The sequence below is a fragment of the Aurantibacter aestuarii genome, from assembly GCF_003008425.1.
Classification (GTDB): domain Bacteria; phylum Bacteroidota; class Bacteroidia; order Flavobacteriales; family Flavobacteriaceae; genus Aurantibacter; species Aurantibacter aestuarii.
In genome coordinates, this window is record NZ_PXOQ01000015.1 from 235563 (window position 1) to 252410 (window position 16848).

General features: G+C 32.1%; 18 protein-coding genes and 1 riboswitch. Of the genes, 8 read left to right on the forward strand and 10 right to left on the reverse strand.

All coding sequences use genetic code 11. From position 1 onward, the window contains the following. Nucleotides 1–4: 4 nt before the first annotated feature. From C7H52_RS12440 to C7H52_RS12450, 3 genes are read right to left on the reverse strand one after another with little or no spacing between them, the layout of a single operon-like run. The gene (locus C7H52_RS12440) at nucleotides 5–793 is read right to left on the reverse strand and encodes an ABC transporter ATP-binding protein (protein WP_245918622.1); all 789 of its coding nucleotides are present in this window, start codon (nucleotides 791–793) and stop codon (nucleotides 5–7) included. A gap of 30 nt (nucleotides 794–823) precedes the next feature. Further along, nucleotides 824–1852 (reverse strand): FecCD family ABC transporter permease, encoded by a 1029-nt coding sequence (locus tag C7H52_RS12445; RefSeq protein WP_106464227.1) that lies wholly within the window; start codon nucleotides 1850–1852, stop codon nucleotides 824–826. A gap of 2 nt (nucleotides 1853–1854) precedes the next feature. Continuing rightward, entirely contained in the window at nucleotides 1855–3000 is a 1146-nt protein-coding gene (locus C7H52_RS12450) for an ABC transporter substrate-binding protein (protein WP_106464228.1), read from the reverse strand. A 70-nt stretch (nucleotides 3001–3070) separates the two neighbouring features. Next, a riboswitch (cobalamin riboswitch) is annotated at nucleotides 3071–3279 on the forward strand. A 32-nt stretch (nucleotides 3280–3311) separates the two neighbouring features. Here C7H52_RS12450 and C7H52_RS12455 point away from each other — a divergent pair. Both C7H52_RS12455 and C7H52_RS12460 read left to right on the forward strand, forming a co-directional pair. Further along, on the forward strand, nucleotides 3312–5141 hold the full coding sequence (locus C7H52_RS12455; protein WP_106464229.1) for a TonB-dependent receptor plug domain-containing protein: 1830 nt from the start codon (nucleotides 3312–3314) through the stop codon (nucleotides 5139–5141). A gap of 11 nt (nucleotides 5142–5152) precedes the next feature. Continuing rightward, on the forward strand, nucleotides 5153–6217 hold the full coding sequence (locus C7H52_RS12460; RefSeq protein WP_106464230.1) for a DUF5074 domain-containing protein: 1065 nt from the start codon (nucleotides 5153–5155) through the stop codon (nucleotides 6215–6217). A 54-nt stretch (nucleotides 6218–6271) separates the two neighbouring features. On the opposite strand, the gene C7H52_RS12465 is transcribed toward C7H52_RS12460, so the two are convergent. Together C7H52_RS12465 and C7H52_RS12470 are read right to left on the reverse strand one after the other, a co-directional pair. Continuing rightward, nucleotides 6272–6973, reverse strand: coding sequence for a Dph6-related ATP pyrophosphatase (locus C7H52_RS12465; RefSeq protein ID WP_106464231.1), 702 nt, complete (start codon nucleotides 6971–6973; stop codon nucleotides 6272–6274). Between the two features lie 2 nt (nucleotides 6974–6975). After that, entirely contained in the window at nucleotides 6976–8376 is a 1401-nt protein-coding gene (locus C7H52_RS12470; RefSeq protein WP_106464232.1) for a S41 family peptidase, read from the reverse strand. 118 nt (nucleotides 8377–8494) lie between these two features. Between C7H52_RS12470 and C7H52_RS12475 the strand changes: the two genes are divergently transcribed. From C7H52_RS12475 to C7H52_RS12490, 4 genes are read left to right on the forward strand one after another with little or no spacing between them, the layout of a single operon-like run. Beyond that, the gene (locus tag C7H52_RS12475) at nucleotides 8495–9004 is read left to right on the forward strand and encodes an RNA polymerase sigma factor (RefSeq protein WP_106464233.1); all 510 of its coding nucleotides are present in this window, start codon (nucleotides 8495–8497) and stop codon (nucleotides 9002–9004) included. Beyond that, nucleotides 8991–9479, forward strand: coding sequence for a hypothetical protein (locus C7H52_RS12480; RefSeq protein WP_106464234.1), 489 nt, complete (start codon nucleotides 8991–8993; stop codon nucleotides 9477–9479). Before C7H52_RS12475 ends, C7H52_RS12480 begins: the two co-directional genes overlap by 14 nt. A 26-nt stretch (nucleotides 9480–9505) precedes the next feature. Then, nucleotides 9506–10099, forward strand: coding sequence for a DUF4252 domain-containing protein (locus tag C7H52_RS12485; RefSeq protein ID WP_106464235.1), 594 nt, complete (start codon nucleotides 9506–9508; stop codon nucleotides 10097–10099). After that, on the forward strand, nucleotides 10099–10629 hold the full coding sequence (locus tag C7H52_RS12490; RefSeq protein WP_106464236.1) for a DUF4252 domain-containing protein: 531 nt from the start codon (nucleotides 10099–10101) through the stop codon (nucleotides 10627–10629). The genes C7H52_RS12485 and C7H52_RS12490 overlap by 1 nt, the downstream gene beginning before the upstream one ends. Nucleotides 10630–10705: 76 nt before the next feature. On the opposite strand, the gene purB is transcribed toward C7H52_RS12490, so the two are convergent. Continuing rightward, a complete protein-coding gene (purB, locus tag C7H52_RS12495; protein ID WP_106464237.1) occupies nucleotides 10706–12049 on the reverse strand; it encodes an adenylosuccinate lyase in 1344 nt (447 codons plus the stop codon). A 70-nt stretch (nucleotides 12050–12119) separates the two neighbouring features. Then, nucleotides 12120–12551 carry an adenylosuccinate lyase gene (locus C7H52_RS12500; RefSeq protein WP_245918623.1) on the reverse strand — a complete coding sequence of 144 codons (432 nt, stop codon included), beginning with the start codon at nucleotides 12549–12551 and terminating at the stop codon, nucleotides 12120–12122. A 161-nt stretch (nucleotides 12552–12712) separates the two neighbouring features. On the opposite strand from C7H52_RS12500, the gene C7H52_RS12505 reads away from it, so the two are divergent. Then, a complete protein-coding gene (locus tag C7H52_RS12505; RefSeq protein ID WP_106464239.1) occupies nucleotides 12713–13189 on the forward strand; it encodes a heme-binding domain-containing protein in 477 nt (158 codons plus the stop codon). 2 nt (nucleotides 13190–13191) lie between these two features. Next, entirely contained in the window at nucleotides 13192–14424 is a 1233-nt protein-coding gene (locus tag C7H52_RS12510; protein ID WP_245918624.1) for a glycosyltransferase, read from the forward strand. Nucleotides 14425–14477: 53 nt separating this feature from the next. Here the strand turns inward: C7H52_RS12510 and C7H52_RS12515 are convergent, their stop codons facing one another. From C7H52_RS12515 to C7H52_RS12525, 3 genes are all read right to left on the reverse strand, one after another. Next, on the reverse strand, nucleotides 14478–14873 hold the full coding sequence (locus tag C7H52_RS12515; protein WP_106464240.1) for a GlcG/HbpS family heme-binding protein: 396 nt from the start codon (nucleotides 14871–14873) through the stop codon (nucleotides 14478–14480). Between the two features lie 71 nt (nucleotides 14874–14944). Then, the gene (locus tag C7H52_RS12520) at nucleotides 14945–16228 is read right to left on the reverse strand and encodes an APC family permease (RefSeq protein ID WP_106464241.1); all 1284 of its coding nucleotides are present in this window, start codon (nucleotides 16226–16228) and stop codon (nucleotides 14945–14947) included. A gap of 27 nt (nucleotides 16229–16255) precedes the next feature. Next, nucleotides 16256–16798: a CIA30 family protein gene (locus C7H52_RS12525; protein WP_106464242.1), complete on the reverse strand. Its 543-nt coding sequence runs from the start codon at nucleotides 16796–16798 to the stop codon at nucleotides 16256–16258. Nucleotides 16799–16848: the final 50 nt, after the last annotated feature.

The window sequence follows — 16848 nt, forward strand, 5'->3', positions numbered from 1 at the left end:
TCGTCTATTTTTTTACAACAAAACTTCCTGAAATCTTATCGAAAGAAATAATTTCTTCTGGAAAAAGGGTTTCAAAAGTGCCTTGTTCGATTAGTTGGCAAGGTTGGTTAAAGTAAGTTTTTTCTGGAGTCATGACCAGCATTTGATCACACAATTGAATAGCTAAATTAATTTCATGAGATGAAAATAAAATGGTTTTTTGTGCAGTTTTAGCTATGCCTTGTAAAAGTTTTAAAATGTAAGCTTTATGGTACATGTCTAAATGAGTGGTTGGCTCATCTAAAATTATAAGTGGTGTATCTTGAGCCAATGCTCTTGCAATTAATACTTTTTGTAATTGGCCATCACTTAATTCGTAACATTTTTTATCTGAAAGTTCCAATGAGTGGGTTTGCTCAAGCGAGGTATTAATTAATGCAACATCTGTTTCAGTTAGTTTTCCTATCCAATTGGTATAAGGCTGTCTGCCTAACGCCACCAATTCAAAAACACTAAGATTTTTAGAAAGAGATTTATCGGTTAATACCAGACTTAACTGTGTGGCTAAGATGCTGTTTGAGTAAGATGATAGTGGTTTATTATTGATATAGATTTCACCTGAAAGTGCGGGTTGTAATTGGGTTAAGGTACGTAATAATGTAGATTTTCCTATACCATTAGCTCCAACCAAACCTACTAACTCTCCTGTATTTAAATTAAAATTGATGTTTGAAGCTATAAGCATAACGTTCTTTTTGGATTGGTATCCAACAGAAAGATCTTTAACAGATAATATGCTATGCTCTTTTTTCAATTGTCTTAGTTTAACTGATGTATTACTTTATTAAAATATCATTTTTCGTTTTCTTACCAATAACCAAATGACTACTGGTGCTCCAATAAATGACGTGATGGCATTTATAGGTAATGTATAATCACTACTTGGTAATTGTGCCACGCTGTCACAAATTAGCATTAAAATGGCTCCAAAAAGCAACACTGCAGGTATAAGCGTACTATGGTTTGTACTTTTAAACAGTTGTCTTGTTAAATGCGGAACGGCTAAGCCTATAAATGCAATTGGTCCTGCAAACGCAGTAATACTTCCTGCAATTAAACTAGTAGCTATAATAATAAGCAAACGACTTTTCTTCAAATTAACCCCTAAGCTTTTAGCGTATTGATCGCCTAAAAGCAAGGCATTTAATGTCTTAATAACCAGAATGCATCCTATTAAGCCAATAACGTAAACCATACATAAAATTTGAATACTGGTCCAATCTAAATCGCCTAAACTTCCAAAACCCCAGAAAATATATTGTTGTAATTGTTCTGCATTACTAAAGTAGGATAATACACTTACAATTGCTGAGGTAAGACTTCCAAACATTAAACCAATTATAAGCAAGGTCATGGTGTCTTTAACTTTATTTGCCACCAGTAAAACGGTAAGTAAGACTAAAAAACTTCCTAAACTGGCAGCAATAACCAGACTCCATTTAGACATTAAAAATGTAGCTAGAAAGCCACCAAAAATACTGCTGCCCAAAATTAAAATAGCAACACCTAAACTAGCGCCAGAAGTAATCCCCAGAACATAAGGTCCCGCTAATGGATTTTTAAAAAGCGTTTGCATAAGTAATCCGGAAACACCTAAACCAGAGCCAACAATAATAGCTGTTATGGCTTTTGGTAGTCTGTAATTTAAAATGATATAGCTTAGGTTATCGGGTTCTGAAGTTCCAAATAATGAAGACACTACTTTAGAAAAAGGAATGGATACAGACCCTAAACTTAAATTTATTCCAAAACAGCATAGCAATACCAGAAGTAGAATAAAAAAGGTTAAGCCATATGTTTTTTTTGGGCTCAAAATTATTTTAAAGGTTTAAAAAAGGTGGTGTTGTAATCTGGTAACACGTCTGGATGGCAAATTTTAATAATATCTTTTAAGACCAAATCTGGTCTGGCAGTTCCCAATTCATAATAGGTTACACCGCCAGTAGCACCCGTGGTATTAGAAAAAGTGTAAATAGATTTGTTCTTAAAAGCTTCAAAATTTGCATAATGTGAATTTGATTCTTCTAACGCTTTATAACTTGGGTAATAGCTAGGGCTAATCCAAAGGTCAGCATCTTGTGCTTTAGTAAAAACGGTTTCAAAATTTAAAGCCAAACTACCTTTACTTTCAGTATTTTGCCATAAATAATTAACGTTGGCATCTTTTAAAATTTTTGCTTCAGTACTTGTACCACTTGGTAAATACCACACATCTTTATGCATGGCACCACTTAAAACACTTGGACTATTCTTAATATTTTGAGCCAATTTTTTGGCTTCTAAATAATTGGTTTCAATAGTGTTAAAAATAGAGTCAGCTTTAGCAGATTTATTAAATAATACCCCGAAAAACTTAATCCATTCGGCTTTTGCTAGAGGTGATTTTTCTACCCAATCGCCATTATAGATTATAGGGATTTGAGCATTTTTTATAGTGTTTAAAGACTTGCTTGTACCATCTACACCAAATGCTACAATAAGATTAGGGTTTAAACTTAAAATAAGCTCGGTATTTAAGCTTTCATTTTTTCCAACTTCCTTTACTAAATCACTATCAATTCTGGCTCTTGTTTTTTCAGATGAAATATAATCTCGTCCAGGAAAACCAATTAGAGTTTCTTCAACGTCCAATAATTCTAACGCAGGAATGTGAGTTGTACTGGTCACTATAACTTTTTCAATTGGTGTTAGTATAATTCCATCATACGCATCTTTTAAAAATGTGGTTTTAGCAGCATTTTCTTTTGAAATAACGATGTATTTATATTCTTTTTCGGCATTAGGCCAAGGATTTGTTATAGTAATAGTTTTGTAATTACCGTTATCCAAAACCGAAAATCCTTCAGCATATTTAAGTTCTAAAGTTTGAGATGTTGTAACAGGAAGTTCGGATGTTTCTTTAACTTCATTTTTACAAGAAAAACAAACCAGACACGTAAGGACTAAGAAAACATATTTCATTTAAGTAACGTTTTTAAAATACCAAAAGTAACATTATTTATGTTTTTAAGCTGTTAATTGTATTAATTCCTTATTTTCGCAGCGATTTTGGTTTTTATATTTTTAGAAGTATAAAATTAAAAGGGAATTTGGTGAAAATCCAAAACTGTTCCCGCAACTGTAAGTTAAGTTCTACGCGTTAGAATGCTTGTTATAACACTTCATGTCACTGGAAATTTTTTCTGGGAAGACTTATAACAGGACATAAGTCAGGAGACCTGCCATATCATTCATCAAATACTGACTTTCGGGTAAAAGGTCTTACTGATTATATGAAATTAAAAGTTTTCTTATTAAGCTTACTTATACCAATGTTTACTTTTGGTCAACTAGATTCTATACAAAAGTTAGATGAAGTGGTATTAAGCGATGTAAAATTAAAACAGTTTACAAACACACAAGCCACTCAGGTTATAAAAGATAGTGTCTTAAAACGTACTAGTGCAGACTTAACCACGCTTTTAAATTATAATACACCTATTTATTTTAAAGAAAATGGTTTAGGTATGGTATCCTCACCATCTTTTCGAGGTTCTACAGCTCAACAAACTGCTGTGATTTGGAACGGGATAAATATAAATTCTCAAACCACAGGACAAACCGATTTTAATACCATCTCTACCAGAAACTACAATCAATTAGAAGTAAGAAGTGGAGGAGGAAGCGTACTTTATGGCAGTGGAGCAATTGGTGGTACTATTCACCTAAAAAATAATTTAAGATTTAGCGAAGGTTTTAAAAACGAAGTGTCTTTTAACGCGGGTAGTTTTGATACGTATAATGGTAATTATAAATTATCATTTTCAGATGATAAATTGAGTATTAATGGTGGTGTTAATTTTTTAAAATCTGATAATGATTTTCCTTATTTTAAAAAAGATCGAAAAAATTTAAACGGACAATTTTATAATTCAGATTTTAATATAAGTGTTGGCTATAATATTGATGATACAAACCGCATACAGTATCATAACAATGTTTATATAGGGAGCAGGCACTTTTCATTACAAATTCCAAGAGAAAATAAAACAAAATACGACAATTTCGATACTAGAAATTTAGTGGTTTGGACCAGCCAGTTTAGCAAATGGACTTCTAATTTAAGATTGGCGTATTTAACGGAGTCTTATGATTATTACCCTGATATAGACAGTGAAATGTCTTCTGGCAGTGAAGTGAAAACTATTATTGCAAAATACGATGTCAATTATCAATTATCGGATAAAATAACCATAAATCCTGTGGTGGATTTTACCCAAAATGATGGTGAAGGAACAAATATTGCACAAATAAAACGACAAATTGGTGGCGGAAGTTTATTGCTAAAACATCAATTTTTAGATAAGGCTTTATATGAAGCTTCCGTAAGAAAAGAAATTACAGATACTTACGAAAGTCCTGTTTTATATCACTTAGGTTTACAATTTAATATTTTTAAACCTTATACATTAAAATTAAATGTATCTAAAAATTTTAGGATTCCAACTTTTAATGATTTGTATTGGGATACCGGAGGAAACCTCGATTTACTACCGGAAACTGCCCAGCAGTATGAAGTAAGCCATGAGTTTAATTTTAAATGGTTAACATTTGGTGTAACAGGTTATTATAATGACATTACCAACATGATTCGTTGGATACCTACGGGTGGTTTTTGGAAACCAGAAAATATTGATGAAGTCGAGACTATGGGTATAGAAAGTAAGCTGCAACTTAATAAAAAGTTTGGCAACCATAACATTACGTTAAACTCAACTTACGGGTATACGGTTTCAGAAAATAAAGCAACCTCAAAGCAGCTAATATATGTGCCACTTCACAAATTTAATGCTTCAGTAGCCTACCAATTTAAAGGGTTTACTACGTTTTATGAATATCTCTTTGTAGATGATGTGTTTTCTACATCAGACCATTTAAAGAAATTTCAAGTAGATGCATACCAAATTTCAAATATTGGTGCAGAGTGCATTTTTATTAAGAAAAACAGACAGTTAACTATTGGCTTAAAAGCTAAAAATGTTTTCAATGTAGACTACCAAGCGGTTTTAGGTCGCAACATGCCAGGAATTAATTACAATACTTATATAAACCTTAAATTTTAAACAATTAACAAATGAAACTTTTAAACAGATTTTTAGGATTAGCTATACTTCTAGCTTTATTTACAACGTCATGTAGTAGTGATGATGATGGTATTAATGTAGGTCAGTCGCCATCTGTGCCATTAGGTGCTTACGAGAATGGAACCTTTATTTTAAATGAAGGATCTAGTGCTGCAACTGCTGGTGTAGATTTTTTAAGTGATGCAGGTGTTTTAACTAGTGATGTATTTAGAATTGAAAATCCAGATGAAGATGAATTGGGACTGTTTTTACAAAACATATTTTTTGATGACACAAGAGCTTTTATAATTTCTGGCGGAACTAGTTCAATTACAGTTGTAAACCGTTATACGTTTAAATTTATTACTAGCATAGAAACCAATTTAGACAACCCGAGATATGGGATTGTAGTTAATGGAAAAGCATACGTTACAAATCAAGCTGGATTTTCAACAGGTGCAGATGATTTTGTAACGGTTATTAACTTATCTAACTATTCAACATCAACTGTTTTGATAGGCGACTATGTAGATAGAATTACTTTTGCGGGCGATAAAGTGGTTATAGCAAATGGTGCATTTGGAAGTGGAAATGGAGTTACTTTCTTAAATACCACAAATAATTCTTTTCAGACTTTAGATTTAGGAGCAGGAAATTCTCCAAATTCTTTAATTGCAGTAAATGATAACGTATATGCATTAACAGGAAACAACAAATTTTTTCAAATAGATGCTAATACAGCTACCTTATCAAGTACTTTAGACATTCCAGCAGCTATTAGTGGTGTTAAAAATTTACAGATAGAAAATGATGAGGTTTATTTTACTGCAGATACTTCTGTTTATAGTTTTGGTTTAGGAGACACTACAGTCTCTACAACTCCATTATTTACTTATAATTCTACATCTCAGTTTGGGGCAATGTATGGTTTTTCTGTTTCAGATAACTCTATATTTGTTGGAGATGCAGGCGATTTTGCATCTGCAGGAACCTTTTTTGAATATACAACTGCAGGTACTTTGGTAGATAGCTATACATCGAGTGGAGTAGGACCAAATGGATTTTATAAAAACTAAACATATATTAATTATATTAAATAATAAAAAGACGACTTATTTAAGTCGTCTTTTTTAGTTTAGTAATATATCGCAAAACCAGAATCCTGTTTTTGTTGTATTGTTATTTGGAGTTTCGTATTCTCTGTATGTTTTTTCGCCTAGTTCAAAATTAATTGGTTTTTTAAATATTGGTCCATCAAAGCAAAAGGTATGAAACTCTCCATTTTCTCCGCAAGGATCTACATGTTCTGGAAGTTGATCTATGAGATCTTGTGTAATGGTTTGTCCAACAAAATCTTCAGAAAAATATTCTGCTTTTGCACAAACAACAACGGTTTTAAATCCTAATTCTAAAAACTGAGTAATAAGTTGCTTTGTGTCTTTTTTCCAAAGCGGGTATATAGCTTTTATACCATAAGGATTTAAGTTGGTATCTCTATAAGCTTTTAAATCCTCCAGAAAAATATCGCCAAAACCGCAATACGTAAAGTTTTGAGCTTTTAATAGACTCATTTCTTTGGTCATTATGCGTTCGTAATCTTCCATACTTGGCATTTCGGGTAACTCAATGGTATGTAGTTGAAGCTGTAATGATTTAGCCTGAGCTTCTAAAACTTCTCGTCTTAATCCGTGCATACTCACTCTGTTGTAATGGCTATTAATAGTAGTTATTAATAGTTGTATGTCGTAATCAGGGTTTTTCAGCATTAAAAAAAGCGCAAATGCTGAGTCTTTACCAGAACTCCAGTTAAAATACGTTTTATGAATCTTCATGCTTATTTTGGTAATTCATTTAAATACATATCATAACCAAATGGTATTAAATCTGCTTTATGAATAACATTTTTTGCAGGTTTTACAAGTTGTGGTTGTGCCTGTCTATTTAAAGCATCAATTTGAGCTATTGCTTCAGCTAATAATGGTTCATTCATATCTCCTAATATACCCAGATTAAAAACATCTTCGGGTAAATTAGTTTGTGGTGTGATTCCAGAAACAGGAACACCAACATTATTCACATCGGTTGTAGCTGCTACTAGAGGTTGCATAGCATACAAATGTGTAGGATTAACTTGGGATCTTGAAAAATCTGGAGAATCGTATAAAGTAACGGATGCTTGAGATTTTCCAACGGTATTGGTTCCAATCTGCACTACATTTATGTAAGCTTTAAGACTGTTGATAATCATTTCACTTGCAGAAGCGGTATTGCCAGAAGTAAGAACATAAACTTTAGAAAGGTTTAGACTGTTTATAGTTTCACCATCAAAACTGTTGGTAAAATTATAGGCAACATTATTAGCACTTAACAAGCTATTGTAATTTAATCTAGAAAATGTTTGCCCGTTAAATTGCCCAGTAATCATACTTGCTAATAAGGTTGCCGAATTTACAGAACCACCAGGATTGTATCGTAAATCTAAAACCAGCTGGTCTATATTACTAGACGCAAAGTTGCCAAATGCCGCATTAAGTTGTGAGTTAAAGTTTGCAGTAAAACCATTGTACATTAAATAGCCAACAGTTTCGGTATCTACAGTAAAGGTATTGCTTATAAAAACAGGATTTTCGTTATAAACCTGTTTACTAAGTGTAATGGTTTGTCCGTTTGGTTCTACTTGGTCTGTTGTCGCATTATAAGTGGCTAAATTTATGCTGTAGGTATCATTACTTAAAAGTGTTCTAAAGTTAGAAACCGTTAAATTAGTATTATTAATAGCTGTAAATAACATTCCTCTGGTAACGCCTTGTGATGAAGCACTCGTATTAGGTAAAACATATTTTACAAAACCAAAAATATCATCACCACTTGGAGTTGTTCTTATAAGGCCAAATTCCATTCCATTGGTAGTACTTAAACCTTGAAACTGTTGCTCTAAAGCTAAATAGTCATTTGTTAGCCAACTAAATCTATCAACATTTTGTCGGTCAAAAATTAGATTTTCAAAAAAATCTTCAGGACTGCTTTGGCTCAAATAAGATTGATAGTCGCTAGAGGCTGTTTTATCATTTACTAAGTCGGGAACGTTTTCATTATATAAATAATAGGTTCTTAAACCTCTGTAAATAAAATCGTTTATATCAGTATTAGAGACCGGATTATCATCTAAATCTGTTGCACAATTAAAGGATATAGTAATAAGAAAAAAGCTTAATATTTTTTTTAAATTCTTCATAATCAAAATTAATAGTTAAAGATAATTATATATTTTTTTAATTGTCATGTAACAAAATTCTTTTTTATTCGTCGTAATAACATAAGCAACCTAACCAGTGCTTTAAATCAAACCAAAAATGAAACAAACCGAGTTCTTACATATTGTAATGCCTTTTAAGGACAAGGTGTTTAGGCTTGCAAAGCGTTTGTTAGTTTCTAAAGATGAAGCAGAGGATGCCACACAAGAAGTTATATTAAAATTATGGCAAAATAAAGAGGCCATAAAAAAATATAAAAATGTTGAAGCATTCGCTATGACTATGACCAAGAATTTTTGCTTTGATAAGTTAAAATCTAAACAAGCTCAAAACCTTAAAATAGTTCATAGCAATTATAAGGACGAAACAATTAGTTTACAAAGAAAGTTAGAAGTTAATGATGCATTAGAACGTGTTAAAAAACTAATAGAAGCTTTGCCAGAACAGCAAAAATTAGTGATACAATTAAGAGATATCGAACAGTATGAGTTTAATGAAATAGAGGAGATGTTAGAGATGAAAGCGGGCACCATTAGAGTGTTATTATCTAGAGCAAGAAAAACCATACGACAACAATTAATACAAGCCCATAATTATGGAATTAAATAAAATAGAACAATTATTAGATAAATATTTAGAAGGAGAGACTTCGCTTAATGAAGAACAGACTTTGCAAGAGTTTTTTAACTCAAAACAGGTACCAAGTCACTTATTAAGCTATCAACCGCTTTTTAATTATTTTTCGAATGCTAAAACCGAAGTTTATTCTCAAGCACTACCATTAAAAAGTAAAACGCCAACAGTGTATAAGTGGTTTAGTGTAGCAGCAGTTATATTAATTTCGGCAGGAGTGTTCTTTAATTGGTCGGTTTCCAATGCCGATTTAGGAACGTTCAAAAAAGATGAAACTCAATTAGCGTATAATCAGTTTGTGGAGTCTATGCAAATGGTGTCTAAACACTTTAATAAAGGCACATCTCAAGTCAATTACTTACAAGCTATTAATACCGCTCAAGATCAAGTTAATTTTTTAAATGAACTACAAAACCCTATTGGAAGAATAATTATAGTAAACAACGAATAACATAACAGTATTAAAACAATATAAATATGAAAACTCTAAACATAACTTTTAATCAAATGAAAAAATCTTTAACACTTTTAGCCTTAGCTTTACTTATTACATCAACAAGTATGGCGCAAGATATATTTAGTAAATATAGCGACAATGGGAAAGTTTCTTATGTTTCTATTAAGCCTAAAATGTTTCAGTTATTAGCTAAAATGGATATTAATACAGACGATCCAGAAGCACAACAGTATTTAGATATGGTAAATAGCATTACCAGTTTTAAAACACTTGCAACTCAAGATAAAGTGATTGCTTTAGATCTGGCAAAATGGGTTAAAGGGCAATCTACAAAACTTGAAGAATTGATGAAGGTTAAAGATAATGGTGTACAAATGACCTTTTATGTGAAGCAAGGAAAAGATGAAAACCATGTAAGCGAATTAATCATGTTTGTTGATGGTTTAACAGACATAACTAAAAGCGCAAACGTAAATATTAATGGTCAGAACCGTAGTATCGATACGGTTGTAATTTCTCTGACAGGAGATATCGATTTAAATCAAATCTCTAAATTAACTAGTAAAATGAATTTACCAGGTGGAAGTGCTTTAGAAAATAAATCTAAAAAATAATGAGGTCGATTTTAGCACTAGTTTTAATTGCACTCACTTTTTCGAGCTGTAAAAAAGAGGATTCCATACAAACATTTTTTGTAGAGCATCAAGAGCGACCAGATTACTCTGTAGTAGATGTCTCTTCGTCATTATTAGATCTTGAAAAAACTAATTTAAATGTAGAAGAGCAAGAAGCTTTAGATAGCTTTGATAAATTACATATTCTACTTTACAAAGCAACAGATAGTACTCAAGAGGCTTACGAAAGTGAATTAAAAAAAATTAATAAAGTTTTTAAAAATAAAGCTTATCCGGAATTATTTGTATTTAACGATAATGGTACAAAATTTAAAATCCATACTGTCGGAGAAAACGATGAAGTTGATGAGATTTTAGTATTGGCAAGTTCAAATCGAATGGGTTTTGCTGCGATAAGAGTTTTGGGAGACAATATGGATGCCACTAAAATGGCAACGTTAGTGTCTAAAATTCAAAATTCTAATGCCAATAATGATAAGCTAAAAGGCATTATGAACTTTCTACAATAAAGTTTATAGTTTTGGTTAATGTAGAAAAGGCTTTCCGTAAAGGAAAGCCTTTTTGTTATTTAAAACGATTTAAAATTTATATGCCTGTATAATTTGCAGGAGTTATGGCTTTTAATTCTGTTTTAATAGCATCGCTTACTTCTAATGTATCTATAAATTGTGCAATAGACGTTTGTGTAATAGCTTCATTAGTTCTAGTTAAACCTTTTAAAGCCTCATATGGATTTGGGTAAGCTTCACGTCTTAAAATAGTTTGTATAGCTTCAGCAACAACTGCCCAGTTATTTTCTAGGTCGTCTGCAAATTTAGACTCGTTTAAAAGTAGCTTGTTTAAACCTTTAAGTGTACTTGCAAAACCAATTAAGGTATGGCCAAAAGGTACACCAACATTACGTAAAACGGTACTGTCTGTTAAATCACGTTGTAAACGAGATACAGGAAGTTTAGCCGATAAATGCTCAAAAATCGCATTTGCCAATCCTAAATTTCCTTCAGAATTTTCAAAATCTATAGGATTTACCTTATGTGGCATGGCAGAAGACCCTACTTCACCAGCTTTTATTTTTTGTTTGAAATAATCCATAGACACATAAGTCCAAATATCTCGATCTAAATCTATTAAAATAGTATTTAAACGCTTCATGGTATCAAATAAAGCCGCCATATGGTCATAATGCTCTATTTGAGTGGTAGGAAATGAGTGGTGTAAGCCAAGTTTTTCTTGTACAAAAGAGGTTCCAAATGCTTTCCAGTCTATGTCTGGATAAGCTACATGATGTGCGTTATAATTCCCAGTTGCACCACCAAATTTTGCAGCACTAGGGATATCATTTAATAAATTAAATTGTTCTTTAAGTCGAACGGCAAATACTTCAATTTCTTTTCCTAATCGGGTAGGAGATGCAGGCTGTCCATGAGTACGAGCAAGCATAGGGATATGTGCCCAGTCTTTAGCTAATTCTTCAATTTTAGCTAAAACATTTAAATATTCCGGAACATAAACGTCGTTCATCGCGTCCTTTATACTTAAAGGAATGGCTGTGTTGTTTATATCCTGAGAGGTTAATCCGAAATGAATAAACTCTTTAAATTCACTTAGACCAAGTGTATCAAACTGTTCTTTAATAAAATACTCTACCGCTTTAACATCGTGGTTAGTGACCTTTTCTATATCCTTAATAGCCTGAGCATTTTCGGTAGAAAAATTCTTGTAAATAGCTCTTAAGTCTTCAAAAGTAGACGGGTTAACCGACTTTAATTGAGGTAGAGGTGCTTCACATAAAGCAATAAAATATTCAATCTCTACTAAAACGCGGTATTTAATTAAGGCTTCTTCAGAAAAATAATTTTTTAATTGTTCTACTTTAGATCTATAACGTCCATCTATAGGAGAAATGGCATTTAGGGCTGATAATGACATAGTTTGTGTGTTGTGTTTTAAAAAAAGCAAATATAACCAACTCTGCTAAAAAAGGAATTATTAAACCCGATTATATTTTTTTAAGAATATGTCTAGATCGTGCTTTAAAAGCTGCGCTTTGGTGGTTAAAATCTCGTTCCAGAATAATTTTTAATTCCGGGTGGATCCAATCGGTTTCTTTACCAAACAAGAAGAGAATATGCATGGCATAGGCTTTAACGGCAACTTTCTGTTCTGTAATTAGCCAATCAAAACAAGCTTCAATAATAGCTTCTTTATGTTGTGGTTGAAGGATTTTTTTTACAGGATGAGGTGCTGCACCAAAGTAGGCATCTGCGGTATACTCGCATATCTTAGCACAAGGTCTTAAAGCAGAGTCTATTGTAACTTGATAAATTCGGGATAAAAACACATCTAGATAGGGTAAAAAGTACTCTAAATGCTCTTTACATAAAAATTCTAAAACCCAAGCTGCTCGTGCCGAAATTTTATCGGTTGTCATATATAAAATGTCTAAAAGTATAGGGATAAGAGTGGGTTGGTTAATTACCAACTGCGCGTAGTAGTGCCTTTTTTCTCGGGAATGATTGACATAATTTAATTCTTGATAAAGCTCCTTATGTGTCACCTTTTTTATATTTTTATGGCTTAAAGATATATAAAATGAAAATTGTAAAAAAAATACTTATAGTTTTACTTCTAGTGCTTGTTATAGCTCAGTTTTTTGGCCCAGATAAAAATGAAAGTGATTTGGAAGATATCAAACCTTTTTTAACTGAAACGAATCCGCCAAAAGATGTTTTAGCTATTTTAGAAACCACTTGTTACGATTGCCATAGTAGTAATACTACCTATCCTTGGTACAACAACATAACTCCTGTAAACTATTGGTTGGACAGTCATATTGAAGAAGGAAAAGAGCATTTTAATATGTCGGACTGGAACTCTTATTCTTTAAAGAAAAAAGACCATAAGCTAGATGAACTTATAGAAGAGGTTGAAGAAGGAGAAATGCCATTAAACTCATACACCTATACTCATGGTGATGCTAACTTAACTCCGGAACAAATTAAAAAAGTGACCGAGTGGGCAAAAAATGTGAGAGCGTTCTATAGCATTCAAATGGAAGTACCACAGTAAGATTGGATAAAACGCTTTTAATACTTGGCTTTGTCTGGCCAGAACCTAAAAGTTCTGCTGCCGGATCTAGAATGCTACAACTTATCCAGCTATTTTTAAAAGCGAATTACAAAATTACGTTTGCTACCGCTTGCGCTAAATCAGACCAGGCTTTTAATCTTAAATCTATAGGTTTAGAAACTGTTTCTATTACACTTAATGATTCTGGTTTTGATGCTTTTGTAAAACAACTAAATCCTAAAATTGTGCTTTTTGATAGGTTTAATATTGAAGAGCAGTTTGGTTGGCGAGTTTCAGAGCAATGTCCTAACGCGGTTAAACTATTAGATACAGAAGATTTACATTGTTTACGTAAAGGCAGACATGCGGCATTTAAAAAAGGAGAAGCTTTTAATGACGATTATTTATATACTGAACTAGCAAAACGTGAAATTGCCAGTATATTAAGATCCGACTGTACTTTGATGATTTCAGAATATGAAATAGAGCTTTTAAAGAATAAATTTAAACTACAAGAATCCCAATTATATTATTTGCCATTTTTAGTTGAAGATAGCCAAATTAATGTGACAGGTCTAAACACTTTTGAAAAGCGAAAAAATTTTATAACTATTGGAAACTTTTTACACGAACCCAATTGGCAAGCGGTATTACTATTAAAGCATAAGATTTGGCCTAAAATAAGATTGCAGTTACCAAACGCCGAATTACATATTTATGGGGCTTATGTGTCTCAAAAAGCCACACAATTACACCAACCAAAAGATGGTTTTTATATTAAAGGTTTTGCAGAAAATGTCAATAGACTTATGGAGGAATATAGGGTTTGTTTGTCTTATTTACCTTTTGGAGCAGGTCTTAAAGGAAAAATATTAGACGCCATGAGAAATGGTTTGCCATGCGCGATGAATCCTATAGCGACGGAAGGTATTTTTGGTCATTTACACATAAACGGTATTTGTGAAGAAGATATAAATACTTTTAGTGATCAAACTGTTCAATTGTACTCTAATAAGAATGCTTGGGAAGAAGCACAGAAAAATGGTTATAAAGTACTAGAAGAGCGTTTTAAATTAGCTTTATTTGAATCGGCTTTTATAGATAGCGTAGAGCAACTTCAGCAAAATTTAAAAAAACATAGGCAAGAGCATTTTTTGGGGCAGATTTTACAACACCACAACCTGCAAAGTACTAAATACATGAGTAAGTGGATTGAAGCTAAAAATAAGCTATAACATGATCTAAAAAATAAAGGGATTACTTTATTAAGATAATCCCTCTGTTATTATTATAACGCTTTAGAACCAGCTTCGGCAACTGTATGGTCATTGTCAACAGAACTTCCACTAACGCCAACAGCACCAATAATTTCTCCAGATGCATTTTTTAATACCACGCCTCCTGGAAAGGTAATTAGTCCATTATTAGAATGTTCAATATTGTAAAGAGGTTGTCCAGGTTGAGATAACTCACCTATAGAACCTGTGTTCATATCAAAATAACGAGCTGTTTTAGCTTTTTTAATGGCAATATCTAAAGAGCCTAACCAAGCACCATCCATTCTTGCAAACGCCACTAAATTGGCGCCAGCATCTACTACGGCTATATTCATTTTTGTATCTATTGCTTTAGATTTTTCTTTGGCTGCAGCAATTACTTGTTCAGCCTGAGCTAATGTCATCATATAATTATATTATTTAAATTCTTATTAAAGGTAGTGTTTAAAGGCTCTAATTGTGTTAAGAAAATGTTGTTTTATGACTCTGTTTTTTTATATACCCATTCAAAAACAAAACATAAGACAATAATTCCTATAGAAATAATAACCCCAATTCGGTTCTGGTTAAATTGCTGTAAAATTAAATTTATAAAGGCTAATAAACACAACAGGCTGGCTAAACCATGAATCCATTTTTTAGAATTTAATTCAGCATATTTTTTATAGGCTATATAGTTTACAATACTAAAAATAAGTAAAAAACCACTGCTACCAGCGGTAGAAATACTCTCTAAATTAAACGCGTTAACCAATGTAAGAGATAAAAGCGCTGTAATAATTAATCCAATAGGTTTTCCCCAATATATATGACAAAAATATTTAGGTAATTCATCATCTTCTGCAATGTTGTAATTAATTCTACTACTACCTAACAGGGTTGCATTTATTGCAGAAAAAGTTGAAATTAAAGCTGTAATTGAAATGATAGTAAATCCTATTTGACCTAAAGTCGGTTCAGCTGCTTTGGCAAGTACAAAATCTTTTGCGCTTGCAATATCTTCAAAAGAAATGGCTCCAACCGTTACAATTGCTATTAAGACATACAATAAAACGACAAACCCCACCGCTCCAAAATAAGCTTTTTCAGTATTTCTTTCTTTGTTTTTTAAGTCAGAAATAGAATTGGCTATAAGCTCGAAACCTTCATATGCTACAAAAATCACCATTCCGCCGAAAAGTAATAAAAGAGGGCTCTCCCAATTGGTTGGTGTTAATTGACTTAAATGAACTGGATTTGTATATAAACCATAAAAACCAATGCCAATAAAAACTAACAGAATTAATAATTTTATAACAACTGAAACCGATTCAATACCACTTACAAATTTGACACTAAGATAATTTATTATAAGAGCTAAAATTATTATTGCAGATTCTAAAATATGTACATCTATAGTTTTATTTTCAGTAATTTTTATAAGTTCAGAACCATAAGACCCGAATGCAGATGCGTATAATGCTAACATTACTATATAACTTACCCACAGTAAATTATTAATACCTCCTGCAAAAATACTGGTTCCAAACTGTTGTCCTATAAACTTAACGGTTCCGCCATTTTCCGGATATTTTTTAGATAATTTTGCGTAAGAATAAGTTGTTAGCAAGGCAATAAGTCCTGCAAATAGAAAAGCAACAGGAGTTCCTCCTTTAGCTAAAGAAACCGCTAAGCCTAAAACTGCAAAAATACCGCCACCAACCATGCCACCTACACCAATGGAAATGGCTTCTTTTAAATCAATTTTTTTGTTTTCAGGCATTCTAGATTTGGTTTTGATATATCAAAATTACTCAAAATTGATGTAATCTATTTCAATATCAAAATTGCCTTCTTCTTTATCGCTTATAATTAATGCAATATTAAAAACCTCTTCTAAAGCATCTAAAGGCATAGAATCTTCCATTTTTTCTGAAATTTTATAATAGTCAAAGTCCGATAATTTAATGGTAAGCTCTTGCCAGTCATCAGATTTAGGGGAAAATGTAAACTTGTAATAGGGTATGTAATATTTCTGAGAACTTTTTAAGGAGATACCAAAACTCCGTGAAGTATTAACGCTTTTAAAACGAATGGTCAAGGTTTTACACTCTTTAAGTGCGCCTTTTGGAATTAAAGTACGCATACTTGCAAACCCGCCATTATTTTCTAGAGACGTATGACCTTTAAAGATAATACTGTTTTCTTTTTCTTCAATTTTAGAATTAGACTTTCCACCCATAACATCGTCATTTACAATACGCCATGTATCTGTATTGTTTTTACTCCCAAAATTAAATTGAGGTGGATTGGTCATTATCGTCATAGTTATAAGTAAATAAATGAGTTTCATAAGACTTAAATTTAAGTTTTTAATCTACCATTTTTTAATATTTAATATAA